The sequence below is a fragment of the Aquitalea sp. USM4 genome (genome assembly GCF_004328945.1).
GTDB classification, from domain to species: Bacteria; Pseudomonadota; Gammaproteobacteria; order Burkholderiales; family Chromobacteriaceae; genus Aquitalea; species Aquitalea pelogenes.
Window position 1 is genome coordinate 3,146,667 of sequence record NZ_CP029539.1, and the last position, 25,485, is coordinate 3,172,151.

Consider the following 25,485-nt stretch of genomic DNA (forward strand, 5'->3'; position numbering starts at 1 on the left):
GTTTGATGCCAAAGAAAAAGCCCTGAGTGATCAGGGCTTTTTTGCGTCTGCAAGGGCTGGAATCAGCCTTCGGCTTCGACAAAATCCAGTTCCGGCGGCTCGCGGCGGAAGAAGCCGGTGAGCTTGGCCAGATAGGCAATGCCCAGTGCCAGCCAGATCAGGCCCAGCATGATGGCACGGCTATCCAGGCTGACTAGCAGCCACAGGTCGGCCAGCATGCCGATCAGCGGAAACAGCAGGAACAGGAAGAAGTCACGCGGGGCGCGGCGACGCTGGCGCACGTAGTAGTGCGCAATCACCGACAGATTGACGAAGCTGAACGCCAGGAAAGCACCAAAGTTGATGAAGGAAGTCGAGGTGGTCACATCCAGCTTCAGCGCCAGCAAGGCCACCACGCCGCAAATCACCAGATTGTTCACCGGGGTGCGAAAGCGCGCATGCAGCTTGCCGAACACGGACTGCGGCAGCACCGCGTCGCGGCCCATGGCGTACAGCAGACGCGAGGCGCTGGCCTGCGCCGACAGGCCGGAGGCAAACTGGCCGATGATCAGGCCGATCAGGAAGATGCTGGCAAACAGGTCGCCGCCGATATTCTTGGCAATCTCGAACGCAGCATCATCCACGCTCTTGAACTGGCTGGACGGATGGGCCAGCTGCACAAAGTAGGACGCCACCACGAAAATCAGCCCGCCGATGATGGTAATCCACATGATGGCGCGCGGAATGGTATGGCGTGCATCGCGGGTTTCCTCGGTAAGCGTGCTGACCGCATCAAAACCCAGAAAGGAATAACAGGCCACGGCGGCACCAGCCATGATCATCGGCAGCTTCATGTCGCCACGGAAGAAGGGCGCCAGATTCCACAAGGGCTTGCTGGCATCGCCCGCCACATAGTGGATGCACAGCGCGACAAAGGCCAGCAGCACCAGGAATTGCAGCAGCATCATCAGGTAATTGACGGTATTGGCCATCTTCAGCCCGACGATATTGATCAGCGTGGTGAACACGATGAAGGCAATCACCCATACGGCCATCGGAATACCGGGGAAGGCCGAGGCCAGATAGGCCGCGCCGATCAGCCAGATGGCCATTGGCAGGAACAGATAGTCCAGCAACACCGCCCAGCCCACCAGAAAGCCCAGCTTGGCGTGGATGGATTTGCGGGTGTAGGTGTAGGCCGAACCGGCCACCGGAAAGGCCGCTGCCATGCGGCCATAGCTGTAGGCGGTAAACAGCATGGCCACCAGCGCCACCAGATAGGAGGCGGGGACCATGCCATCGGTCATTTGCGCCAGGATACCAAAGGTACCCAGCACGATGATGGGCGTCATGTAGGCTAGGCCAAACAGCACCACGGAGCCCAGCGTCAGCGAGCGCTCCAGTTGTTTCGTTTCCATTGTTTCTCCTTTGTTGCTCATGTTTGTGTTTGTTGTCATGAGCCTGTCTCTTTTGTTTTGACTGCCAGTGATTGCTAGGGCGTGGCTAGTGCCGGATACGGAAGCTGCGCTGGCCGTTTTCGCCGTTGATGACTTCACCTGCCAGGGCAATGCGCCGGTCGTGCAGATAACGGTAGTCGCGGCGGCTGGCCTCAAGTTGCTTCAGGTCCAGTGCCACACGCAGCTGTTGCGGGTCGCGTCCGCAACTGGCCACCACTTGGCCAAAGGGGTTGATCACCGCGCTTTCGCCGGCAAATTGCAGGCCGTCACCGCTGCCGCAGCGGTTGGTCATCACTGCGAACAGCTGGTTTTCCATGGCACGGGCGGTAATCGCAGTGCGATGCACCGGGCCGTAGGGGTCCATATTGCCGTTGGTGACAATCAGCAGGTCCACCTCTTGCTGCGCCAGCGCGCGGGCTGTTTCCGGGAACTCGATATCGAAACAGATGAGGATGCCGACGCGCAGGCCTTCCCATTCGCAGCTCACCAGTGCATCGCCGGGGGTGAAGATGCCGTGGTCGGATGCCCACAAATGGGTTTTGCGGTAAGCCAGTGCCACACCTTGCGGGGTGAGCAGGGCGGTGGTGTTGTAAAAGCGGCCTTCATGCGCCTCGGCAAAGCCGATGGCGATGCTGATGTTTTTCTCGCGTGCCGCCTGCTGGATGGTGCGGATGGCTGGGCCGTCGATGGGCTGGGCCAGCGCGGTGATATTGTCGGTGGTGGGAAAACCGCTGAGATAGGTTTCCGGGAATACCAGCAGGCGGGTATCGGGCCCGCAACGGGCGATGGCGTCCAGGGCGCTGGCGGTGTTGGCCGGGATGTCGCCATCGACACCGGGCAGCTGGGCCAGTTCTACAATCATGCTGTCTCCTTGGTTGAATGTTGTCAGACTACATCGCTGGCGCTGCCCCGTTGTCTGCAGGGAGGCTGTTGGAGAGTCTGGAAGCGTGCTAGCTTGAGAAGCTGTCAGCGCAGGGCTCAGTATCGGCTGCTGTCAAGCGTATGAAAATTACATCAAGTGGGTAACCAGATTGGGGTAGTCGTGGCCTTGGAAATACAGGATATCGCCTGGCATCGCACGGTGGGGCGTTTGATTGATCAGCTGGACAAACCGGTGTTCTGGCCGTCCCTGCTGGGGGTGCTGGCCGATTATGTGGCTTTTGACAGCTGGGTGGTGCTGCTGTTTTACCCGGACCGCCCGCCCACGGTGCTGGCCGAGCAGGCCATGGCCGATGGCGGGGTGGATACGCTGTTTCAGGATTATCTGCAGGGCCTGTACCGGCTGGACCCGTTTTATGTCGCCAGCCTGGAGTACCGCCATGCCGGGCTGCTGCGGCTGGACGAGGTGGCACCGGACCGTTTCCCGTTTACCGATTACTACCAGCGCTATTTCCGCCTGAACATTGTCGAGGACGAGGTGCAGTTCAACCTGCCCGGTGAGGATGGCAGCACCTTGTGCCTGTCGCTGGGGGCAGGGCAGCGCTTTAGTCCCGAACAAATGGCGACCTTGAGCCTGTTGCAGCCATGGGTGCTGGCCCTGATGCGCCAGCGCCTGCATTTCGAGCAACTGGCGGCCAGCAAACCTGTTGTGCCCGCGCCGCAGGCAGCCCCGGTCGGGCTGGAGGGGCAGGGCCTCACCCTGCGCGAGAACGAGGTGGCGCAGCTGATGCTGGGTGGTCATTCCAGCAAGGCGATTGCCCAGCGCTTGCAGATATCGGTGGAAACCGTTCGCGTGCACAAGAAACACCTGTACAGCAAGCTGGGCATCAATTCGCAATCCGAGCTGTTTTCGGTGTTTCTGCGCGCCAGCCGGGCGTGAAAAAGCCTGCGCGTGGCAGGCTTGGTGTGATGCCGGGCTTGCTTACTACTGAATGATGCCGCCGCCCAGACAGATATCACCGTCGTACAGCACGGCAGACTGGCCAGGCGTCACCGCCCACTGCTTTTCGCGGAAGGTGAGGGTGGCCTGGCCATCCACTACCGGCGACAGCGAACAGGCAGCATCGGCCATGCGATAGCGGTTCTTGGCCGCGTATTCACCAGCGGCTGGTGCGCCGTTCAGCGTCCAGGACAAATCGCTCATCGCCAGCGTGGGCTTGAGCAGCAGCGGGTGGTCATGCCCCTGCACCACGATCAGCTTGTTACCCGGAATATCCTTGCCGGCAACAAACCACGGTTCGCCGCTGCCATCCTTGCTGCCGCCTATGGTCAGGCCCTTGCGCTGACCCAGTGTGTAGTACATCAGGCCCATGTGCTCGCCCACCACCTTGCCCTCTGCCGTCACCATCTGGCCAGGCTGGGTGGGCAGATAACGTTGCAGGAACTCGCGGAACGGGCGCTCGCCGATAAAGCAGATGCCGGTGGAGTCCTTCTTGGCTGCTGTCGGCAGGCCGGCTTCCTCGGCCAGTTTGCGCACCTCGGTCTTGCGGATGTCGCCCAGCGGGAAGATGGCTTTTGCCAGCTGGTGTTGCTGCAGGCGGTACAGGAAGTAGCTTTGGTCCTTGGTGTGGTCCACTGCCTTCATCAGGTAGTGCAGGCCGTCCTTTTCCATCTTGCGCGCGTAGTGGCCGGTGGCGATGCAGTCGGCACCCAGTTCCAGCGCGTAGTCCAGAAAGGCCTTGAACTTGATTTCGGCATTGCACAGCACGTCCGGATTGGGGGTGCGGCCAGCCGAGTATTCCTTGAGGAAGTACGAGAACACGCGGTCCTTGTATTCCTTGGCGAAATTGACGATTTCCATGTCGATGCCGACGATGTCGGCCACGCTCATGGCATCCAGTGCGTCCTGCTTGATGGAGCAGTATTCGTCGTCGTTGTCGTCTTCCCAGTTCTGCATGAATACGCCGATGACTTCATGGCCCTGTTGCTTGAGCAGCCAGGCGGTTACCGACGAATCCACACCGCCGGACATGCCGACGACAATACGTTTCTTACCCGTCACGGGGAAAATCCTTCTTTCCAGAGAGCCAGGGGCACCACTACGGGTGGTTCCCCGAATGAATTGAACCAGCTGTCCACCACCCATTCCTGGCCGGTGTCCTGCTCGGTGATATGACTGGCAAAGTGTTGGGTCACCAGCCAGCGGGTACGTCGCACAATGGGGTCGACCCGGTGAAAATGCAGCCAGCCCTGGGTTGCCAGGAACTGCAGGAAGGCTGAGTCGTTATGGCTGTGATCGATGCAGTCCATGCGGCCGTCGGCATCGTTGTCGAAGCGGTCGCCACCCTTGTCGTGCCACAGCGGGCTGTCTTGTGCCGACAGCCAGTACAGGGCCTGGACGGCACGCTGGATCTGGCTGCGTTCGGTACTGGCATCCTGCGGATGCTCGAACAGCCGGGCCAGCCAGTCGCGGGCTTCTTCGGAAATTTCCACTTCCAGCTGTTTGGCGCAGCCGTAATCATAACAGAGCTGCAAGGGGTCCGCATGTAGCGTCCCGGCGGCAAGCAGCATGCCAAGCCACAGGCAGCGGCGCAGCAGCAGGTGAAGGTGGCGCAAGGTTTCCTCCCTTGCCGCCAGCTTCAGGGTTGATGGTGAATCAGGTCCAGTGCAAAGCGTTGTCCCAGCCGGTAGTCATCCAGGCATTGCATGACAACCGGGCTGCGGTGTTGCGACAGGCGGGCGGCGATTTCATCGTAAGTAAGCCAGTGCGCGCTGACAATCCCTGCATCCAGTTTTTCTGCCGGGTGATGTTGCACCGCACGCGCGGCAAAGGCAAAACGCAGCCAGGTAATGTCGCTGTCCGGTTTGTCCACCATGTAAATGCCCACCAGGTGTTGTAATTCCACCTCCCAGCCGGTTTCCTCGCGCGTTTCGCGGATGGCGGCCGCAAACAGGGTTTCACCGTGTTCCAGATGACCGGCGGGCTGGTTGAAACGCAGGCCTTGCTCGGTTTCTTCTTCCACCATCAGGTAGCGACCATCCCGTTCCACGATGGTGGCCACTGTGGTATTCGGCTTCCATTGCATGTGACTGCTCCTAATGTAATTGACAATCGTTATTATTTGAAAATACCATACAGAGAATTATTCTCATTCAGGGTTTGTGCCATGTATGTCTGCTTGTGCAACGCGGTAACCGACAGCCAGATCCGTCAGGCAGTAGAAGACGGTGCCACTCGCATGTGTGACCTGCGGGCAGAGCTGGGTGTGGCTTCCGAGTGCGGCAAGTGTGCCTGTTGTGCCAACCAGCTGCGCAAGGAAACGCTGCAGCAGATGAGTGCCTGTCATCCGGGGCGTGCTGTTGCCTGAGTGGGCAGGGCATGTTGTGATGAAATGACGTCGGCAGTGGCGTAAAAAAAGGGGGCCTTGGCCCCCTTTGCTATTTGTGCCGATTGCTTATTTGCCAGCACTGGACTGTTTCTTGGCTGCCGGTGCCGAGGCGTCCGGCGCCGGGTCTTCCTGCTCTTCCCATGGCAGGGCAACCTTCTTGCTGTTGATGGTGAGATTGCCGCCCTTGTAATTCAGCTGGGTGGAAATCTGCCCCTTGTCTTCATTGATGAATTTTTCATCCTTCCACTGCGTCAGCTGGCTATCCAGCAGATTGCGCGCCAGGTCTTCCACTTCACCCATGTTCGGCTGCACTTCCGCGCTCTGGTCCACCATGAACAGGGTGCGGGCTTGCGCCACCACCAGGTTTTCCAGGGTCTTGCGCGGCAGGCTCAGCTTGGCTTCCACTTCAAAACGCTTGAGGAAGGCGGTGGAGTTGTTCAGGTCGGCCTGCTGCAGTCCGTTCAGCCCCAGGCTGCCTTGCAGTGTGGTTTCGCCGCTGGGCATCTTCAGGTAGAAGTCGTTGATCACCAGCTTGGGATTGTTGGTGAGCAGCGGAATGCCGGTCTGCTTGATGGTGTCGATATACTGCTTGCGCAACACCGCCGGGTCCACGCCTTCGAACGGAATCTGGCTGATGGCCTGATCCAGTTTCAGCAGGGTGGGGCCGTGCAGATGGTTGGCCGACACGTCCAGTCGCATCGGGCCGTAGTGCTGGTCGTTGTAGTTGAACTCGGCAAAGTCCAGCTTGCCGCGGGTATTGACGAATTCGTCCTGCTCGCTGCTGACAATCTGGTAGCGGAAATTCTTCAGCGACACCGCCGACGGCTTGAATTCGCCGGACGGGTTGATGAATTCACCCACCCGCATGCGCGTCATCAGGTAAACCAGCTCGTTCAGCTTGATGCTGTAAGGAACGCTGTCTTTCCAGTTGAGCTGCACATTGCCCACGGTCAATTCGCTGGTGCCCAGTTTGATGCCGGTGGCGCCGGGGCGGATGTCGGACACATAACGCACGCCGTCAAAGGCCAGGCTGCCCTTGCTGGAGGCTTCCAGCAGGAAGCCCGGCGAATTGGCTTCGGTCTTGTATTCCTTGTAGCCCGATGCATAGTCCAGCTTCAGGTCGAAGCCTTTCCATTTCATCTTCACGCCGGATAGCGCTTCTTCATAGTCGAAGGACGGCACATTGATGTTCAGTGCGCCACCGCCGCCAAAACCCAGCCGGTTGGTGATGGTGATCGGGTCCTTGTCGCCAAAGAAGGTCTTGAGCGTTTTGCGGGTGGCATCGCTCATGGCGAATTCCGTGGTGACCAGCGCGCGTGCAGGACGGAAATCCAGGCTGGACAGGCCGGGGAAGGGGCCATGCTTGATGTGGTTGGTGAACTTGATGGTGGAGTTCAACAAGGGCTTGAAGTTGTCCGGCAGCATGCTCTCGTACGGCCCGGACAGGCGGCGATTGAATTCCAGCTCGGTGGTTTCGGTGGAGGAGAACCAGCCGCGGTCATAGCTGTGGGACTTCACCTTGAATACGGGCAGGCTGGCCAGCATCTTGTACTGTTCTTCCAGCGTGTCTTCGGCTTTCATGCCGGCCCAGAAGGCAGCCGCGCCATTGAACACCAACAGGCCACCAAGGGTGGCTCCCGCAATAATCAGACGTCGTTTTGGCAACACAAGCGTTTTTCTGAAGGGTGTGTGGAATAAGGCCCTATGGTACACCATGCACGCCGCAAGTCGAACCTTAGAAAACACCCTGACACTGCCATGTCTATTGGTTAAAATGGAGGATTGCCCATTTACAAGGTTGTCTGCCCGCATGTTTTGGCTTAACGGTTTGCTGGATCTCCCGTGGTGGGGGTATATCGTCGTTGCCCTGGTACTGACGCACATCACCATTGCCTCGGTCACCATTTTTCTGCACCGCCATCAGGCGCATCGTGCGCTGGACCTGCATCCGCTGCCCAGCCATTTCTTCCGTTTCTGGCTGTGGCTGACCACCGGCATGGTGACCAAGCAGTGGGCCGCCATCCACCGCAAGCATCACGCCAAGTGCGAAACCCCGGAAGACCCGCACAGCCCGCAGATCCTGGGTATCAGGAAGGTGTTGTGGGAAGGCGTGGAGTTGTACCGCGCCGCCTGCAAGGATCAGTCCATCATGGACAAGTTCGGTCACGGTACGCCCGATGACTGGATCGAGCACAAGCTGTACACACCACACTTTGGCAAGGGCATCTTCCTGATGCTGGCCATCGACCTGTTGCTGTTCGGCCCGGCCGGCTTGTCCATCTGGGCGGTGCAAATGGTGTGGATTCCGTTCTGGGCGGCGGGGGTCATCAATGGCCTGGGACACTGGTGGGGTTATCGCAATTTCGAGAACGAAGATGCGTCCACCAATATTTTTCCCTGGGGCATCATCGTGGGTGGTGAAGAGCTGCACAATAATCACCACACCTTCGGCACCTCGGCCAAGCTGTCGTACAAATGGTACGAGTTTGATATTGGCTGGATGTATATCCGCATGCTGGAGATCTGCCATCTGGCCAAGGTACGCCGCGTGGCACCGCGTCTGGCTCAGGATGCCAGCCGTCCGCAGCTGGACCTGGAACATCTGCAGGCCATCATTTCCAACCGCTATGCCATTGCCGCACGTTATGCGCGCGAGCTCAAAGAGGTGTATCGCAAGGAGCTGGAACAAGTCAGCCTGCCCGATATGGACGATCTGTCGCGCAAGATGAAAATCTGGCTGAAACAGGATGCCAAGGACACGCCGGAGTGTGACAAGGCGCAACTGGAACTGTTGTTGCAGCACAGTCCCACCCTGCAAACGGTGTATACCATGCGTCAGGAGCTGTGCCGTTTGTGGGAACGCTCCTCGCTGACGCGTGAGCAGCTGCTGCACGAGCTGCAGGACTGGTGCCTGCGAGCCGAGCAATCCGGCATTGCCGCGCTGGAGCGTTTTGCCCTGAATTTGCGTACGACCGCCGTGGCCTGATGCGTTTGGTCTGGCACAAGAAAAACCCGCCTCCTGGCGGGTTTTTTTATGGGCAAACAAGATGGTTATTCGGTAATGCTCTGGTTCCAGTAGGCCTGCTTGATGTAAGGCATGGCAGTCAGTTGGGCGGCAATCCCTTCCAGTACCGCGGAGTCGGCCGAAGTCGACAGCAAGGTGGCGGTGATTTCCACATCGTCATCACCAAATGGCTCGACATTCATATCACCCAGCGGGTACTGCGCCCGCTCCAGCAGCGCGTCTATCATGGAGAAAGCCAGCTTTTGCTGTTCCTCGTCGCTGATCACGCACAGCTGGTAGGTGACTTCGCTGTGCTCATCATCCAGCGGAGTGCGGTTGATGGAATTCACCACCGGGCGCAGCAGGGTGTTGGCGGCCAGCACAAAGATGGCATCCAGTAAGGCCGCATCCAGCAGGCCTGCTCCGGCGCAGGCACCGGCAGCGGCCGAACCCCACAAGGTGGCGGCGGTATTCAGCCCGCGTACATTCAGGCCTTCCTTCATGATGGTGCCGGCACCCAGAAAACCGACGCCGGATACCACATAGGCCACCACGTGAGTGGCGCCTTCATTGCCGCCCAGCCGCATGGCCAGATCAACAAAAGCAGCTGCGCCCACCGCAACCAGTGCATTGGTGCGCAGGCCGGCAGTACGCTGACGCACCTGGCGCTCGTAACCGATGGCCGAGCCCAGCAAAAAGGCAGTGACCAGCGCGATAAAGGAATGGGTAAAGACAGAAAATTCGAAGTGCATGCAGCCTCCTGTTGTTATGGTCTGGTGCAGGCGTATGTGTAACAGCTGGCGGTTGCAATCTGACGAAACCGCCAGCTGTCATGCGAGGGGAGGGCAGGACCATGGCGTCCTGCCAGGGTGTTACAGCATGGAGGCGACAACCTTGTAGATCACCATGCCCATGGCCACGACCAGATAGCCACGCAGCACGGCCATCCACAGCTTGTTACGCTGTGACAGCACCAGCGGGGGCAGCTGGTCCAGCGCCGGCATGCGCCAGGTATGCATGTGATGCAAATCCACCTTGCGTGCCTTGTGATGCGGAGCCTGGCCCTTTTCCATTTCTTCGCGGGCATGCAGCACGTTCACCACGATGGCGATGATCAGGCCGATCACGCTGCCACCAATCAGGATATTGCTGATGGTTTCGCCTGACATGTCGGGGAAGACCACGGCCGCAGTCAGGATGATGGACAGCAGCACCAGTACCGCCACGATGATGGCCGACAGCACATTGAAGAAGCGGCCATTCACCCACGGGCCCAGTACATCCTTGTCATTGCACAGCAACAGCAGGAAGACGGTGGCGCTGGGCAGCAGCACGCCGGCCAGGGTTTGCACGGCATTGGTGAGCAGGCCCAGCGGTACGCCCGGAATCAGCACCAGCGCGGCAGCCAGCACGATCAGGCCGCAATACATGGCATAGAAGCCCTTGGCGTCACCCGGCTTGCGGTGCAGCGAGTGTTTCAGGCTCAGTACATCGCCCAGCGCATAAGCGGTGGACAGCGATACCGCCATGGCGCCGATGATGCTGGCGTCAATCAGGGCGATGGCAAACAGCGTGCCGGGCAGGCGGCCATAGTATTTGGCCAGCCCATTGGCGACCGCGCCGGCATCCTGGAAGTTGCCGAACTCCGGATGACCCATGAACACCTGGGCGGTGAAGGCAATCATGGCTACCGCACCAATCACCACCAGTGCAATGCCCAGCCACAGATCGGCACGCTCATAAGAGATGAAACGCGGGGTGATGCGCTTGTCGATCAGATAGCTTTGCTGGAAAAACAGCTGCCACGGTGCCACCGTGGTGCCGACAATACCGATGATCAGCAGCATCACGTCGGCCAGTTTGCCGCCAGCCGGCATTTGCGGCACCAGGAAATCATGCGCCACCTGGGTCATCGGCGGGTGCACCATCACCAGGATGGGAACCAGCAGCAGGCTGCCGGCCACCAGAATCAGCGAAAAGCGCTCGAAGCGGCGGAAGTCGCCGGTACTGGCCGACAGCATGATGAATACCGCAGCCAGGCCCACGCCGACAATTTTGGGTACACCCAGAAAATCCATCCCCAGGCTGATGCCGATGAATTCGGTGACGATGGTCAGCGCATTGAGCAGGAACAGGTCGATGGCGCTGAAGGCACCCCAGAACTTGCCAAAGCGTTCGAGGATCAGCCGGGCATGGCCCACGCCGGTGACGGCCCCCAGGCGCAGCACCATTTCCTGATTCACGTACAGGACGGGAATCAGCAGTGCCAGCGTCCACAGCAGCGAGGTGCCGTAGTTTTGTCCGGCCTGGGCGTAGGTGCTGAAGGCACCGGCATCGTTGTCTCCCACCATCACGATGAGGCCGGGGCCGAGAATGGCCAGCAGGGTCTTGAATTTGGCCATCCAGCCATGGCGGGCATCGGTGTCGTTGTGACGGATGGTGCCCAGTGCGCCGCGGATGTCTCCGATGTGGGCGCTATCCAGTACGGCGGTGCGGTTATCTTGTTTGGACATGTGTTACTCCCTGAAACTGTTACTGCATAAGCATTCTGGTGCGGTCCGACGGCTCGGATCTGCCTTTCAGGGGGTATGGATGTCTGGTCTCATGGCAGGCATGAAACGCGAGATATCCAGGCATCCTGCTGGCTTGTCGTGGCGAGGTCGGTACGGCAAAACGGCGTGGCACAAGGGCCGGGTCGGGGAGGTCACACAGAGGGGAGGCGGGAGGAGAAGGGGATGTCAGTGGCGATAGGGCATCCTCATCGTACTGCTCGCCGTCATGCTGCTCTGTGCGACCGCGCTACTGGGGTAGGGGTCCATGTTTGTCCTTTTCCTGGTCTTGGCATCTGGCGATGCCGGTCAATCACTGTTTGCCGGACGTCGGCGGGCAGGCAGTCTCAAGCCTGCTTGCGGCCGCGTAGGGCGATGCGCAGGTGGCGGTACAGCCAGCTCCACACGCTTTCATCGTGGCAGACGAATTCATAGTGGTCCGGCAGTTGCCGGGCCTGGTTCTGTTCTGTGGACAGCAGCATTGCGTAGTGCATGATCAGGCTCCTGAAGTGGCTTCGGGCGCTGCCTGATGGTGTCGGATGCAGACGGATCAGGCATTACCCGTGAAAGATTTCATGGGCAAAGAAGGACATCGATTGCTGTCTGATGGCATGGCGGCTCCTTTCTCGTCTGTGGCCGGGTCGGACGCAGAGGCTGCGGAGTCAGCAACGCAATGCGGCATCTGGCTGCAAGCGCAAGCTGGGCGACAAGGCAGGGCTTAGCGACAGCACAATGCTGCACGGGCAACTGGTAGGGCGGGGTGCACGGGGATAAAACAAGGGGGGTGAAGCAGGTGCGCACCATCTTGATCTGACAAGACGGCGGCGGGGGAATACGGCGCAGGTCTTGGCGGATCAGCTCAAAACAGTTTGTTGATGACTGGGGCAGTCCAAGGCAGTAGACCTGAATTAAAAAGATGCGCGGATTCTAGTCCCCGCTGTTTGCGGGTGTCAATCGCGATTGACGGCTTTTTGTGCCATCGCAGCAAAAAAGTTCGGCGACTGTATCATCACCGTTGCAGCGGTGCGTTCTTGCCGTTTTTACGCCGGTTTTTTGCAGCTGGCACCATGCTCGCCCAGGGGGAGGCACTGTGTACCGCCTGCTTTAGCGGTAAAATCTGCGCTTTCCCACCTTGCAGCAAAGGAAGCAGCATGAGCATCTATCGTCACAAGCAGGGCGCCCGTCTGGCCGAAGCCGCCGTGTGCAACGGCATGATTTTCCTCGCCGGTCAGGTGCCGGAAAACACCGATGCCGACGCCCAGGCGCAAACCGCCAATGTACTGGCCCAGATCGACACCCTGCTGGCCGAACTGGGCTCGGACAAGAGCAAGATTCTGGATGTCACCATTTTCCTGGCAAGCCTGGCGGACTACGATGCAATGAATGCTGCCTGGGACGCCTGGGTACCGGCTGGCAATGTGCCGGCGCGGGCCACTGTGGAAGCCAAGCTGGCCAACCCGGCATGGAAAGTGGAAATCAAGCTGGTGGCTGCCAGCTGAGCGCTGTCTGGCTGAATGTAAAAAACCCGCTACGGCGGGTTTTTTCTTGTGTGAGTCTGGTACTCAGAAACTGCCTGTGTAGCGCAATGTATCCGCCACCGGCTTACCGGTGATGAAATCGCTACAGGCCTGCAGCACGCTATCAGTCAGGTCGGCGCGTTGCGCGCTGACCGGCAGCACCGGCAGGCTGCGCATCCACGTGAGCTGGCGCTTGCACAATTGGCGGGTGGCAGCCACGCCGCGTTCGATGAATTCCGCCTCACTGCATAGCCCGTCCAGATAGTCCCATGCCTGGCGATAACCCACGCAGCGCATGGAGGGCAGGTCGGGCGTGAGCGTCGGGTAGTCCTGGCGCAGGCGGCGAACCTCGGAGAGAAAGTCTTGCTGCAGCATCAGCTCGAAACGCTGGGCAATGCGCTGGTGCAGCCAGCTGCGCTCTTCCGGCACCAGTGCCAGCGGCAGACAGTTAAAGTCGGCGGCGGCTTCCTTGCCGCGGGCAATCAGGCTGGACATGGTCTGGCCGCTGAGCAGGCAGATTTCCAGCGCACGGTGAATGCGCTGCGCGTCATTGGGGTTCAGGCGGGCGGCGGTGTCCGGGTCCAGTACGGCCAGTCTGGCGTGCATGGCGGGCCAGCCGATACGGCCGGCTTCGGCATCCAGTTCGGCGCGCAGGGCCGGGTCGGCTTGCGGCAGGTCGGACAAGCCTTCCAGCAGCGCCTTGTAGTACAGCATGGTGCCGCCCACCAGTAGCGGCATATTGCCGCGCGCACGGATTTCAACGATCAGCCGGTTGGCATCGGCATGAAACTGCGCAGCGGAATAGGTCTCCAGCGGGCTGATGATGTCAATCAGATGGTGCGGACAGACAGCCATTTCGTCTGGTGTGGGTTTGGCGCTGCCGATATCCATGCCGCGATACACCAGGGCCGAATCCACGCTGATGATTTCCACCGGGAAATGGCGGGCCAGCGCCAGCGCGAGGCCGGTCTTGCCGGAAGCGGTGGGGCCCATCAACAGAATGGCATCGGGTGTGAGTGACATGGTGTGGTCTTTGTGCTGGCAGGGTCTGGGGCGGGATTGTCGCACAGCTGCATCCGCCCCGGAACTGCTTTTACGGCTGTGGCGCCAGCAGGCTGGCGGCGTAGTTGTCCAGCTGTTGCAGGATGTCCTGTTGGGCCGGTGTCAGCTCGCGCTCGCGTACGGCGGCCATTTCCTGCTGGAACTGCGCCAGGTTGCGCCCGCCCACGCCATCCTGCAGCTTGTGCTGGCACCAGTCGCGCCAGCGCTGGCTTTCTTCATCTGACAGGCTGCTGGGGAAGTTGCGTGCGCGGTAGCGGAACAGCAATTCACCCAGTTGGGCGTCTTCGAAAAAGGCCATCTCGCCCGTCAGTTGGGCGGCGGATTTCAGTCGCAGCTTGTTCAGCACCTTGCGGTCGTTATTGCTGACAAAGCCGCCGTACAGGTTTTCGTCCACATCGCGCGGCTCGCCCGCTTCGCGGCGATACACCTGCCGCCAGGTGTGGCTGAGGTCGGGCAGGGCGGCGGCGCTGGCGGCGTGCTGTTGTATCTGCACCATGTCCACGCCCCAGTGCGCTGCCCGGTCTGCACCCAGTACCTTGAGGTTGGCCACGACAAAGGGCGATTTGTTGATGTGGATGGTCTTGAGCGGCAGCCGTGTAATACCTTCCGGCAGCTCTTCGGTGCGGGTGTAGATACGCTGGCGGATGTCGTCGGCACTCAGGCCGCGCAGCATGGCCGGGTCGAAGGCCAGGTCCCATACAATCACTTCATTGCTGTTGGTGGGGTGCTGGGCCAGCGGCCAGACAATGGCCAGATTGCCGCGCTCGGCACCGTACATGCCGGAGATGTGCAGTAGCGGCTGCGGTTTGTGCAGGTTCAGTTGTGCCTTTACCGCGTCTTTCTTGCGCAGGCTGAGGTAATAGTCGAACAGCTTGGGCTGCTTTTGCCTGATCAGCCGCGCCAGGGCAATGGTGGCGCGCACATCGGACAGCGCGTCGTGGGCGGCTTCGTGCAGCAGGCCATTGGCGGCGGACAGGTGTTCCAGTTTGAAACTGGGGCGGCCGTCTTCGTGTTGTGGCCATTCAATGCCTTCCGGCCGCAGCGCATAGGTGGCGCGCACCAGGTCCAGAATGTCCCAGCGGCCGCATTGGTTCTGCCATTCGCGGGCATAGGGGTCGATCAGGTTGCGCCAGAACAGAAAGCGGCTGACTTCATCGTCAAAGCGCAGTGTGTTGTAGCCCACGCCGATGGTGCCGGGGGCGGCCAGTTCGCGTTCGATCACCGCGGCGAACTCATGCTCGGCCACTCCGTGTTGCAGGCAGTGCTGCGGGGTGATGCCGGTGAGCAGGCAGGCTTCCGGTGCGGGCAGGTAGTCTGGCGCGGGCTGGCAGTACAGCATGACGGGTTCGCCGATTTCGTTCAGCTCGGCATCGGTACGTACCCCGGCAAATTGCGAGGGGCGGTCCTGGCGCGGCACGGCGCCGAAGGTTTCATAGTCGTGCCAGAAGAATGTATGCATGGCGGTAGCGTCATGGTTGAACGAGGCGGAGGCTGGCAGTCTGGGGCAAGGCTGCCGGGCGGCGCAAGGGCCGGCGGGTCAGCCCTGATGGAAGCAGCGGCCGCACACGGCGCGATAGCGCGCCTCGCCGCCTATCTCTACTTGCGGGCCTTGTACCACGCGGCTGCCATCGGCATTGATGCGGATATGCATGGTGGCTTTCTTGCCGCAGGCACAGATGGTCTTGATTTCTTCAATCTCTTCGGCGCGCGTCAGCAGCCAGGTGGACCCGGCAAAGGGGTGGCCCTGAAAATCCACCCGCAGGCCAAAGCAGATCACCGGGATATTGCGGGTGTGGGCCAGCCGGTGCAGCTGGCAGACCTGATCCGGCGTCAGGAACTGGGCTTCGTCCAGCAGGATGCAGCTGATGCCGGCCCAATCCAGTGACAAAAAGTCGGTATCACCGGCAAAGGTGTGTGCCTGACGCTGGATGCCCAGCCGGGAGGAAATCATGCCAACGCCAAAGCGGTCGTCAATGGCGGCGGTATACAGGGCAACCTGCTTGCCCATGGTTTCGTAGTTGTTGGCGATCTGCAGCAACTGGGTGCTCTTGCCGCTGTTCATGGCGGCGTAGCGGAAAAACAGTTTGGCCATAGGTGTTCTGTCTTGTGGTCCGGTGTGGTTCAGCGCCCGCGCATGAACAGATTGTCCAGGTCTTTCATGCTCAGGCGCGACCAGGTGGGGCGGCCATGATTGCACTGGTTGGAGCGTTCGGTGTTTTCCATGTCGCGCAGCAAGGCGTTCATCTCGGTCAGCGTCAACTGGCGGTTGGCGCGTACTGCGCCGTGGCAGGCCATGGTGGCCAGCAGCTCGTTACGGCGCTCGGTCAGTACCTGGCTGAGGCCGAATTCGCGCACATCCTTCAGCACGGCGCGGGCCAGATCAACCGGGTTGCCATCCTGCAGCCACACCGGTACACCGCGCACGGCAACCTGGGTGGGGGACAGCGGTGCCAGTTCCACGCCAAGTTGCTTCATCTGCTCGCCATGCTCGTGCACGGTGGCCACTTCCATACGGTCAGCGGCAAACGACACCGGCAGCAGCAAGGGCTGCATCGGAATGGTGTCGGCTTCCAGTGCGGTTTTCAGCCGTTCGTAGACAATGCGTTCGTGGGCAGCATGCATGTCCACCACGATCAGCCCGTCCTCGCACTGGCTGAGGATGTAGACCCCATGCAGCTGGGCCAGTGCAAAGCCCAGCGGCGGAATGCCCTCGCTGGCTTGCGGCAGGGCTTGCAACTGGCTTGGCGACAGCATGGCGGGCAGGGGGCTGGCTGGTACTGCTGTTTCCTCGGCCAGGCGGCGGCTTTCTTCTTCACGCAGGCCGCCAAACATCTTGTCGTAAGTGCCAATGGCTTCACGCGCCACATGCAGCGGCATGCTCTGCTGCTGGTAGCTGAAAGGTCGCGCCGGGGTGTGGCTGCTGCCGGATGCCGGGGCCGGGCTACGCGGCGGAAACAGTGTGGCTTGCGGTTCGCTGACATTGGCGCTGGTGTTGATGTCGCCCTGCGCCGGTACCGGGCTGATGCTCCCAGCGGTGGTGGCGGCCAGTGCCTTGTTGATGCTGTGAAACAGAAACTGGTGGATGGCCTGGCTTTCGCGAAAGCGCACTTCGATCTTGGTGGGGTGGACATTCACGTCCACGCCGGCCGGGTCCATAGACAAGAACAGCGCATACACCGGGTGGCGCTCGTGATGCAGCACATCGCGGTAGGCCTGACGCAGCGCGTGCTGGGCGGTCTTGTCACGCACAAAGCGGCCATTCACATAAAAATACTGTGCGTCGCGGCTGGCCTTGGAGTAGGTGGGCGAGCCGACAAAGCCGTTCAGCGTCATGCTGCCGGCAGCGGTTTCCACCGTGATGGCTTCGGCAATGAAGTCCTTGCCCAGCAGGGCTGCCACCCGCGCCTGCATGTCTTGCGCCGGCAGGCGCCAGATCACCTTGCCATTGTGGCGCAGCATGAACTCCACCTGCGGATGGGCCAGCGCAATGCGCTCGAAGGTGGCCTCGCAGTGGGCGTATTCGGTGTTTTCACTCTTGAGGAATTTGCGCCGCGCCGGGGTGTTGAAGTACAGGTCCACCACTTCCACGCTGGTGCCGGGCGCGTGCGCGGCGGGCTCTACCGGATGCAGTGCGCCGTCAATGGCGATGATCTGGTGGGCGTGTGCACTGTCGGCGGGACGGCTGGTAAGGGTGAGGCGCGAGACCGAAGCCACGCTGGCCAGTCCTTCACCGCGAAAACCCAGTGTGCCCACCTGCTCCAGGTCGTCCAGCGAGGCAATCTTGCTGGTGGCGTGGCGGTCCAGCGCCAGCGGCAAATCATCGGCTGCAATGCCGCCACCGTTGTCGGTGACGCGGATCAGCTTGATGCCGCCCTGGGCCAGGTCGACGGTGATCTTGCTGGCACCGGCATCCAGGCTGTTTTCCAGCATTTCCTTCAGGGCAGAGGCGGGGCGTTCCACCACTTCGCCAGCGGCAATCTGGTTGACCAGGTGATCAGGGAGCTTGTGAATGCGTTTCATAGGCCGTCGATGATAATGCCGGACTGGCAGGAAGGGTAGGGCAATGCTCCCGCCGCAGCGTGCGGGAGCGGGCAAGGCTTACTGGCGCTGTGCGGCGCGCTTGTGCCGCCAGAACTCGATGATGGCGGGCAGGAAGGACACAAAGATGATGCCGAAGATCAGTAGCTCCAGGTTCTTGCGCACGAAGGGCAGGTTGCCAAAGAAGTAACCGGCATAGCAGAAGCCGGCCACCCACAGCACCGCACCGGCCACGTTGTACACGGTGAACTGGCGATAGCCCATGCTGCCGATGCCGGCCACAAACGGGGCGAAGGTGCGGATGATGGGCACGAAGCGGGTGAAGATGATGGTCTTGCCGCCATGACGGTCGTAAAAGGCGTGCGTCTTGGCCAGGTATTCCGGCTTGATCAGGCGCGGGAAGCGTTGCAGCAGCCGTGCGCCCAGCAGTTTGCCGATGGTGTAGTTGACGGTATTGCCCAGGATGCCGGCCACGGTCAGCAGAAGCACCAGCATGTGCACATCCATCTTGCCCATGGCAGCCAGCGCACCGGCGACAAACAGCAGCGAGTCGCCCGGCAGGAAGGGCGTCACCACCAGGCCGGTTTCGCAAAAGATGATGAGGAACAGGATGGCGTAGATCCATACGCCGTACTGGGCCACCAGCTGGGCCAGATGGACGTCGATGTGCAGGATGAAGTCGAGCAGAAAAGTGATGGCTTCCATGGGACACCGGTTTGTTCTGTGGGGGATGAAAAACTGGCCGGACAAGCCGGCCAGTCATTACAGCAGATGCAGGGTCAGGTTCAGACCACCGCTTCTTCTTTCGGTTTGGTCGGCTTGATCATGTGCTCGCGGCTGACACCCAGCCACAGCGCGATCGGGCTGGCCACCAGTACCGACGAGTAAATGCCGAACACGATGCCGATGGTCAGTGCCATGGCAAAGCCGTGCAGTGCCGGGCCGCCGAATACCAGCATGGACACCACCATCATTTCGGTAGAAAAGTGGGTGATGATGGTACGGCTCATGGTGGCGGTAATGGCATTGTCGATGATACTGGCCGTGGTCTTGCCGCGCAGGCCGGGCTTGCGGAAGTTTTCACGGATACGGTCGAACACCACCACCGATTCGTTCACCGAGTAGCCCAATACGGCCAGCACGCCGGCCAGTACGGTCAGCGAGAATTCCCAGCGGAAGAAGGCAAAGCAGCCAAGGATGATCACCACGTCGTGCATGTTGGCAATGATGGCCGACACGGCAAAGCGCCATTCAAAGCGCAGGGCCAGGTAAGCCATGATGCCCAGACACACCAGGATGGCAGCGGTCAGGCCGTGGGAAACCAGCTCCTCACCCACGCTCGGGCCGACAAAGTCCACCTTGCGCAGTTGCACGGTGCCGTCCTTGGCCTTGAGCAGGCCCATCACCTTTTCCGACAGCTGGGCAGAGGTGGTGCCCGGCTTGTTCGGCAGGCGGATCATCACGTCGCTGCTGCTGCCCAGGCTTTGCACGGTGGCTTCGCCCAGCTTGAGGCTGTCCACGGTATCGCGGATCAGGTTCAGGTCGGCCGACTGCTGGTACTGCACTTCCAGCACGGTACCGCCGGTGAATTCAACACTGTAGTTGAGCCCGCGGGTAGCCAGGAAGAACACGGCAAGAATGAAGGTGACCAGCGAAATCGCCGTGGTCAACCTGCCGTAGCTCATGAACGGGATATCCCGTTTGATGCGGAAAAGCTCCATTGTCTGTCCCGTCCTTATTTCTCAGGTTTCCACACCTGGCCAATGGCCAGCGAGGTCAGTTTGCGACGGCGGCCGTACCACAGGTTCACCAGACCGCGCGATACCAGTACGGCGGAGAACATGGAAGTCAGGATGCCGATGCAGTGCACCACGGCAAAGCCGCGTACCGGGCCGGTGCCGAAAATCAGCAGGGCCAGACCGGCAATCAGGGTGGTGACGTTGGAGTCCAGAATCGTCGCCCAAGCATGGCCGTAACCGGCCTGGATGGCCGAGTGCGGCGGCACGCCATTGCGCAGCTCTTCACGGATACGCTCGTTGATCAGTACGTTGGCATCAATCGCCATACCCAGCGCCAGCGCAATGGCGGCAATGCCGGGCAGGGTGAGCGTGGCCTGCAGGATGGACAGGATGGCCAGCAGCAGGAACACGTTGACCGCCAGCGAGATGGCGGAGAACACGCCAAACACGCCGTAGTAGATCACCATGAACACCGCGATGGCAGCAAAGCCCCACAGGGTGGAGTGGAAGCCCTTCTCGATGTTTTCCTTGCCCAGGCTCGGACCGACGGTACGCTCTTCGATGATGTTCATCGGCGCGGCCAGCGAACCGGCGCGCAGCAACAGGGCGGTGTCATTGGCTTCTGCCGGGTTCATGCTGCCGGAGATCTGCACGCGGCCACCGCCGATTTCAGAGCGGATGACAGGTGCAGTCACCACTTCGGCACGGCCTTTTTCCACCAGGATCATCGCCATGCGCTTGCCGATGTTTTCCGCCGTTACCTGACGGAAGATGGAAGCGCCGGTGGAGTCCAGATTGATGTGTACTGCCGGAGCACCGTTTTCATCAAAGCCCGCTTGCGCATCGTTGATGTTGTCGCCGGTCAGTTCCACGTCCTTCTTCACCAGAATCTTGCTGTCGCCGCGCGAGGTGGCTTCGTCCAGCAGGTCGTAACCGGCCGGGATATTGCCGGCCAGTGCATCGCTGACCTTGCCCTGGTCGTCTTCCACCATGCGTACTTCCAGCGTGGCAGTACGGCCGATGATGTCCTTGGCGCGGGCCGTGTCCTGGATGCCAGGCAGTTCCACCACGATACGGTTGGGGCCGGCTTGCTGGATGATGGGCTCGGACGTGCCCAGTTCGTTCACCCGGTTATGCAGGGTGGAGATGTTCTGCTTGACCGCATCGCTCTGGATCTTGGTGACTTCTTCCGGCTTCAGCGTGGCGGTCAGCTTGTAATTGGCATCGTCGCTGTTCAGCACCAGGGTGGGCAGGGTGCGGCTGACTACGTTCTGCGCGGCCTTCAGGGTGTCGGCATCACGCAGCTGGACTTCCAGCACATTGCCATTGCGCTTGATGGTGCCGTAGCGCACTTGCTTGTTCTTCAGCTCGCGGCGGATGTCGCCGGCGTAGCGTTCCATGGTCTTGTCGATGGCAGCCTGCATGTCAACCTGCAGCAGGAAGTGCACGCCACCGCGCAAGTCCAGGCCCAGGAACATGGGGTAGGCTTTCAGGTCGGCCAGCCACTGCGGCGATGCCGGCAGCAGGTTCAGCGCAATGATGTAGCTGTCACCCAGCGCACGCTGGATGGCGTCCCGCGCCTTGATCTGGGTGTCGGCGTCCTTGAAGCGGATCTTCAGGCTGCTGCCGTCCAGATAAAGACCGTCCGGGCTGATGTTCTGGGCTTTCAGAGCCTCTTCCACGCGGCCCATCAGGGCGGTGTCCACCGGAATGGACTGGCGGGTGCTGGAGACCTGTACCGCAGGAGTCTCGCCGTAGAAGTTGGGCAGCGTGTAGATCGTGGCAATGATCAGGGCTACCGCAATGACGAGGTATTTCCAGAGAGGATAGCGGTTCATGAGTGATATCGGAGGTAGGAAACGAAACTGGCCGTCACCCGTTATGACCGGGCTGACGGCCGTCCTGGGGAATTACAGGGACTTCAGCGTGCCCTTTTCCACCTTGCCGGTAACGGCCGGGCGCTGCACATTGATTTCCACGCCATTGGCGATTTCCAGGGTCAGGAACTGTTCGCCGGCTTTGACCACGCGGCCCAGAACACCACCTTGGGTAATGACTTCGTCACCCTTCTGGATTTCCGACAACATCTTCTGGTGCTCTTTCATTTTCTTCTGCTGCGGGCGAACCATCAGGAACCAGAACAGAACGAAAATGACGATCATGGGCAGGAAAGACATGATGTCGAAACCGGCCGGTGCGGCACCGGCGGCGAAAGCTTTATCGATGAAGGGCATTGTTTGCTCCCTTGTTATTTAGGTGTTGTTGATACAAACCGGCCATTGTAGCCACGCTATGTGGGTTTTTCCAACCGTCGGGCATGTCTGACCTGTGCGTGAGCGGGGCGGTTCCCCTTGTCAGGCGACGCCGCGCGCACGTTTGGCTGCGAATTCCAGGCGGAAATCCTCAAAGCGGTCTTCTTCGATCGCCTTGCGCATTTCGCGCATCAGTTCCTGGTAGTAGTAAAGATTGTGGATGGTGTTCAGGCGCGCACCCAGGATTTCACCCACGCGGTGCAGGTGGTGCAGATAGGCGCGGCTGAAGTTGCGGCAGGCGTAGCAGCCGCATTCTTCGTCCAGCGGCTTCTTGTCATCCTTGTAACGTGCGTTCTTGATCTTCACGTCGCCGTACTGGGTGAAGATCCAGCCATTACGGGCATTGCGGGTCGGCATCACGCAGTCGAACATGTCGATGCCGTTGGCCACGCCGTGCACCAGGTCCTCCGGTGTGCCCACGCCCATCAGGTAGTGCGGCTTGTCAGCCGGCAGCATGCCGTTCAGCTCGTTCAGCATGCGGTACATTTCCGGCTTGGGTTCGCCCACCGACAGACCGCCAATGGCATAGCCGTCAAAGCCCACATGCAGCAGGCCTTCCAGCGACTCCTGACGCAAGTCGGTATACAGATTGCCCTGCACGATGCCGAACAGGGCATTGGGGTTTTTCAGGTCGTCAAACGCACGGCGCGAGCGCTCAGCCCAGCGCAAGCTCATCTGCAGCGATTTCTGCGCGGTGGCATGATCCACCTGGCCCGGCGTGCATTCATCCAGTTGCATCACGATGTCCGAATTGAGCACGGTCTGGATCTTCATCGAGATTTCCGGGCTCAAAAACAGCTTGTTGCCGTTGATCGGGCTCTGGAAGGTGCAGCCTTCCTCGGTCAGCTTGCGCATGTCGGCCAGGCTGAATACCTGAAAGCCGCCCGAGTCGGTCAGAATGGGTTTGTCCCAGCCGATGAATTCGTGCAGGCCGCCAAACTGCTCGATCACCTCCAGACCCGGGCGCAGCCACAGGTGGAAAGTGTTGCCCAGAATGATCTGCGCGCCGATGTCGTTCAGCTCCACCGGGCTCATGGCCTTGACCGAGCCATAGGTGCCCACGGGCTGGAAAACCGGGGTTTCCACGGTGCCGTGGTTGAGTTCCAGTGTGCCGCGCCGTGCGCCGCCGGATGTTTTGTGTACGGTAAACTTCAGCATGGGGTGTATTTGTTATGCAAAATCAGCGCGCTAGTATACAGCAAGCGGAGGAGGCTGTTGCTTAAGCAGGGAAAATCCCCGCAGAGATGTCAATGGACGGGGCAGTTGAGGCTGGCCGGGTGCTTATGGCCGGGCGGCCTTTGCGGCAGCCGGTCTTGCTGAATCATGCGGTCAGGGGCTTGCATTTTCGCGGCCAGGCCTTTAGTATTGCCAACTCGACGACAGGCACGTAGCTCAGCTGGTTAGAGCACCACCTTGACATGGTGGGGGTCGTTGGTTCGAGTCCAATCGTGCCTACCAATACACAGCATGGAGTTATCCCAGGTGAAAAACTGGCGAACTACCACAACCCGACATTCTCACGCTAGCTGAGCCTTGCGGGTTGTACCATGCAAAAAAAGAGCGGCTCAGGCCGCTCTTTTTTTTTACCCTCGTAACGATATTACGCCCTGTTTGGAGTTGACATGCCTGACATTCGCCTGCCTGACGGCTCGGTTCGATCCTTCGACAAGCCGGTAACGGTTCATGAAGTGGCTGCGTCCATCGGTACCGGTCTGGCGCGTGCTGCGCTGGCAGGTCGCGTCGATGGCGTGCTGGTGGATACCTCGTACAGTATCGATCGTGATGCCGATCTGGCCATCGTGACCGACAAGGATGCCGATGGCCTTGGCATCATCCGCCACTCCACCGCCCACTTGCTGGCTTATGCGGTGAAGGAGCTGTTCCCGGAGGCGCAGGTGACCATCGGGCCGGAAATCGAAAACGGTTTCTACTACGACTTCGCCTACAAGCGCCCGTTTACCCCGGAAGACCTGACGGCCATCGAAAAGAAGATGAGCGAACTGGCCAAGAAGGATATCCCGGTCGAGCGCTACGAACTGCCGCGTGATGAAGCCATCGCTTACTTCAAGAGCATTGGCGAAGCCTACAAGGCCGAAATCATCGAATCCATTCCGCAGGGTGAGGTGCTGAGCCTGTACCGCGAAGGCGAGTTCACCGACCTGTGTCGTGGCCCGCACGTGCCGTCCACTGGCAAGCTCAAGGTGTTCAAGCTGATGAAGGTGGCCGGTGCCTACTGGCGCGGCGACAGCAAGAATGAAATGCTGCAGCGTATCTACGGTACGGCCTGGGCCAAAAAGGAAGACCTGGAAGCCTACCTGTACATGCTGGAAGAGGCGGAAAAGCGCGACCACCGCAAGCTGGGTGTGCAACTGGATTTGTTCCACTTGCAGGACGAAGCGCCGGGCATGGTGTTCTGGCATCCCAAGGGCTGGCAGCTGTGGCAGAACGTCGAGCAATACATGCGCGGCAAGCTGGTGAAAGAGGGCTATCAGGAAGTTCGCACGCCGATGATGATGGATGTGGAATTGTGGAAGAAGTCGGGTCACTGGCAGAACTACAAGGAAAACATGTTCATCACCGAATCGGAAAAGCGCGACTACGCTGTTAAGCCGATGAACTGCCCGGGCCATATCCAGATTTTCAACAGCGGCCTGCGTTCCTATCGTGACCTGCCGCTGCGCTATGCCGAGTTTGGTTCCTGTCATCGTAACGAGCCGGGCGGTGCGCTGCACGGCATCATGCGTGTGCGTGGCTTTGTGCAGGATGATGGCCACATCTTCTGTACCGAAGACCAGATCAACCAGGAAGCCAAGGCTTTCCATCGTCTGGTGATGGAAGTGTATGAGCGCTTCGGTTTTGACAAGGTGTCGATCAAGCTGGCGCTGCGTCCGGAAAAACGCCTGGGTGCGGAAGAAACCTGGGACAAGGCCGAGCAAGGCATGCGCGAAGCGCTGCAGGCTTGCGGCGTAGCCTGGGAAGAGCTGCCGGGCGAGGGTGCCTTCTACGGGCCGAAGATCGAATACCACGTCAAGGATGCGCTGGGTCGCTCCTGGCAGTGCGGTACCCTGCAGCTGGACTTCATGCTGCCGGAAAGTCTGGGCGCTGAATATGTGGCCGATGACAACAGCCGCAAACGTCCGGTGATGTTGCACCGCGCTGCACTGGGTTCGCTGGAGCGCTTCCTGGGTATTCTGATCGAAAACCACGCAGGCGCCTTCCCGTTGTGGCTGTCCCCGGTGCAGATGGTGGTGATGAATATCACCGAAGCGCAGGCGGATTATGCTGCACAAATCGCTGAAGCATTGAAGAAACAAGGCTTCCGCGTCGATCTTGACTTGAGAAACGAGAAGATCGGCTATAAAATCCGCGAGCACAGTCTGCAAAAGCTGCCGTACCAGATTATCGTGGGCGACAAGGAAAAAGCAGGCGAACTGGTTGCCGTGCGCGCCCGTGGTGAAGACCTGGGTCAGCTCACGCTGGATGCATTCATTGCCCGCCTCAAGGCTGAGATGCCCGGGGCCTGATCCGGCAACGGCAGGCATTTGATAGATTAATAGGAG

General features: G+C 60.1%; 23 protein-coding genes and 1 tRNA gene. 6 read left to right on the forward strand and 18 right to left on the reverse strand.

Features of this window, described 5'->3' with window-relative positions:
* Positions 1-62: 62 nt before the first annotated feature.
* Together DKK66_RS14500 and DKK66_RS14505 are read right to left on the reverse strand one after the other, a co-directional pair.
* Positions 63-1,397, reverse strand: coding sequence for an APC family permease (locus DKK66_RS14500; protein WP_131359290.1), 1,335 nt, complete (start codon positions 1,395-1,397; stop codon positions 63-65).
* Positions 1,398-1,482: 85 nt separating this feature from the next.
* The gene (locus DKK66_RS14505) at positions 1,483-2,298 is read right to left on the reverse strand and encodes a carbon-nitrogen hydrolase family protein (RefSeq protein ID WP_131359292.1); all 816 of its coding nucleotides are present in this window, start codon (positions 2,296-2,298) and stop codon (positions 1,483-1,485) included.
* Between the two features lie 180 nt (positions 2,299-2,478).
* Here DKK66_RS14505 and DKK66_RS14510 point away from each other — a divergent pair, with 180 nt between their 5' ends.
* Positions 2,479-3,255, forward strand: coding sequence for a helix-turn-helix transcriptional regulator (locus tag DKK66_RS14510; RefSeq protein ID WP_131359294.1), 777 nt, complete (start codon positions 2,479-2,481; stop codon positions 3,253-3,255).
* Between the two features lie 45 nt (positions 3,256-3,300).
* On the opposite strand, the gene mnmA is transcribed toward DKK66_RS14510, so the two are convergent.
* Genes mnmA through DKK66_RS14525 form a run of 3 tightly spaced genes read right to left on the reverse strand, consistent with a single transcriptional unit; the run spans position 3,301 to position 5,401 of the window.
* The gene (mnmA, locus tag DKK66_RS14515) at positions 3,301-4,377 is read right to left on the reverse strand and encodes a tRNA 2-thiouridine(34) synthase MnmA (protein ID WP_045845191.1); all 1,077 of its coding nucleotides are present in this window, start codon (positions 4,375-4,377) and stop codon (positions 3,301-3,303) included.
* The gene (locus DKK66_RS14520) at positions 4,374-4,931 is read right to left on the reverse strand and encodes a hypothetical protein (RefSeq protein WP_052693739.1); all 558 of its coding nucleotides are present in this window, start codon (positions 4,929-4,931) and stop codon (positions 4,374-4,376) included. The genes mnmA and DKK66_RS14520 overlap by 4 nt, the downstream gene beginning before the upstream one ends.
* Positions 4,932-4,954: 23 nt before the next feature.
* Positions 4,955-5,401, reverse strand: a complete 447-nt coding sequence (locus DKK66_RS14525) for an NUDIX hydrolase (protein WP_131359296.1) — start codon at positions 5,399-5,401, stop codon at positions 4,955-4,957.
* A gap of 81 nt (positions 5,402-5,482) precedes the next feature.
* On the opposite strand from DKK66_RS14525, the gene DKK66_RS14530 reads away from it, so the two are divergent.
* Complete coding sequence (locus tag DKK66_RS14530; RefSeq protein WP_045845189.1) at positions 5,483-5,683, forward strand: (2Fe-2S)-binding protein; 201 nt, start codon at positions 5,483-5,485, stop codon at positions 5,681-5,683.
* Between the two features lie 87 nt (positions 5,684-5,770).
* Here the strand turns inward: DKK66_RS14530 and DKK66_RS14535 are convergent, their stop codons facing one another.
* Complete coding sequence (locus tag DKK66_RS14535; protein ID WP_242673501.1) at positions 5,771-7,372, reverse strand: YdgA family protein; 1,602 nt, start codon at positions 7,370-7,372, stop codon at positions 5,771-5,773.
* 142 nt (positions 7,373-7,514) lie between these two features.
* Here DKK66_RS14535 and DKK66_RS14540 point away from each other — a divergent pair, with 142 nt between their 5' ends.
* Positions 7,515-8,690 (forward strand): fatty acid desaturase, encoded by a 1,176-nt coding sequence (locus tag DKK66_RS14540; protein ID WP_131359300.1) that lies wholly within the window; start codon positions 7,515-7,517, stop codon positions 8,688-8,690.
* 65 nt (positions 8,691-8,755) lie between these two features.
* On the opposite strand, the gene DKK66_RS14545 is transcribed toward DKK66_RS14540, so the two are convergent.
* From DKK66_RS14545 to DKK66_RS20190, 3 genes are all read right to left on the reverse strand, one after another.
* Complete coding sequence (locus DKK66_RS14545) at positions 8,756-9,460, reverse strand: MgtC/SapB family protein (protein ID WP_045845186.1); 705 nt, start codon at positions 9,458-9,460, stop codon at positions 8,756-8,758.
* Positions 9,461-9,580: 120 nt separating this feature from the next.
* Positions 9,581-11,221 (reverse strand): NRAMP family divalent metal transporter, encoded by a 1,641-nt coding sequence (locus DKK66_RS14550; protein WP_131359302.1) that lies wholly within the window; start codon positions 11,219-11,221, stop codon positions 9,581-9,583.
* Between the two features lie 383 nt (positions 11,222-11,604).
* Positions 11,605-11,751: a hypothetical protein gene (locus DKK66_RS20190; protein ID WP_165494185.1), complete on the reverse strand. Its 147-nt coding sequence runs from the start codon at positions 11,749-11,751 to the stop codon at positions 11,605-11,607.
* Positions 11,752-12,408: 657 nt separating this feature from the next.
* Here DKK66_RS20190 and DKK66_RS14555 point away from each other — a divergent pair.
* The gene (locus DKK66_RS14555) at positions 12,409-12,756 is read left to right on the forward strand and encodes a RidA family protein (protein ID WP_062788479.1); all 348 of its coding nucleotides are present in this window, start codon (positions 12,409-12,411) and stop codon (positions 12,754-12,756) included.
* A gap of 63 nt (positions 12,757-12,819) precedes the next feature.
* Here DKK66_RS14555 and miaA read toward each other — a convergent pair whose 3' ends face one another.
* The 9 genes from miaA to tgt form a co-directional block, all read right to left on the reverse strand.
* Positions 12,820-13,797 (reverse strand): tRNA (adenosine(37)-N6)-dimethylallyltransferase MiaA, encoded by a 978-nt coding sequence (gene miaA, locus DKK66_RS14560; RefSeq protein WP_131359304.1) that lies wholly within the window; start codon positions 13,795-13,797, stop codon positions 12,820-12,822.
* A gap of 70 nt (positions 13,798-13,867) precedes the next feature.
* Positions 13,868-15,295: an exodeoxyribonuclease I gene (gene sbcB / locus DKK66_RS14565; RefSeq protein WP_131359306.1), complete on the reverse strand. Its 1,428-nt coding sequence runs from the start codon at positions 15,293-15,295 to the stop codon at positions 13,868-13,870.
* Between the two features lie 78 nt (positions 15,296-15,373).
* Positions 15,374-15,928 (reverse strand): thymidine kinase, encoded by a 555-nt coding sequence (locus DKK66_RS14570; protein ID WP_045845181.1) that lies wholly within the window; start codon positions 15,926-15,928, stop codon positions 15,374-15,376.
* A gap of 29 nt (positions 15,929-15,957) precedes the next feature.
* Positions 15,958-17,856, reverse strand: a complete 1,899-nt coding sequence (gene mutL, locus DKK66_RS14575) for a DNA mismatch repair endonuclease MutL (protein WP_131359308.1) — start codon at positions 17,854-17,856, stop codon at positions 15,958-15,960.
* A 78-nt stretch (positions 17,857-17,934) separates the two neighbouring features.
* Positions 17,935-18,579 carry a DedA family protein gene (locus DKK66_RS14580; RefSeq protein WP_045845179.1) on the reverse strand — a complete coding sequence of 215 codons (645 nt, stop codon included), beginning with the start codon at positions 18,577-18,579 and terminating at the stop codon, positions 17,935-17,937.
* An 80-nt stretch (positions 18,580-18,659) separates the two neighbouring features.
* Positions 18,660-19,595 (reverse strand): protein translocase subunit SecF, encoded by a 936-nt coding sequence (gene secF, locus DKK66_RS14585; RefSeq protein WP_131359310.1) that lies wholly within the window; start codon positions 19,593-19,595, stop codon positions 18,660-18,662.
* Positions 19,596-19,609: 14 nt separating this feature from the next.
* Positions 19,610-21,451, reverse strand: a complete 1,842-nt coding sequence (gene secD / locus DKK66_RS14590) for a protein translocase subunit SecD (RefSeq protein ID WP_062788492.1) — start codon at positions 21,449-21,451, stop codon at positions 19,610-19,612.
* Positions 21,452-21,523: 72 nt separating this feature from the next.
* Positions 21,524-21,847 (reverse strand): preprotein translocase subunit YajC, encoded by a 324-nt coding sequence (gene yajC / locus DKK66_RS14595; RefSeq protein ID WP_045845176.1) that lies wholly within the window; start codon positions 21,845-21,847, stop codon positions 21,524-21,526.
* 120 nt (positions 21,848-21,967) lie between these two features.
* Entirely contained in the window at positions 21,968-23,083 is a 1,116-nt protein-coding gene (tgt, locus tag DKK66_RS14600) for a tRNA guanosine(34) transglycosylase Tgt (protein WP_131359312.1), read from the reverse strand.
* Positions 23,084-23,306: 223 nt separating this feature from the next.
* Here tgt and DKK66_RS14605 point away from each other — a divergent pair.
* Positions 23,307-23,383, forward strand: a tRNA-Val gene (locus DKK66_RS14605).
* Positions 23,384-23,547: 164 nt separating this feature from the next.
* Positions 23,548-25,449 carry a threonine--tRNA ligase gene (gene thrS, locus DKK66_RS14610; protein WP_131359314.1) on the forward strand — a complete coding sequence of 634 codons (1,902 nt, stop codon included), beginning with the start codon at positions 23,548-23,550 and terminating at the stop codon, positions 25,447-25,449.
* Positions 25,450-25,485 lie beyond the last annotated feature (36 nt).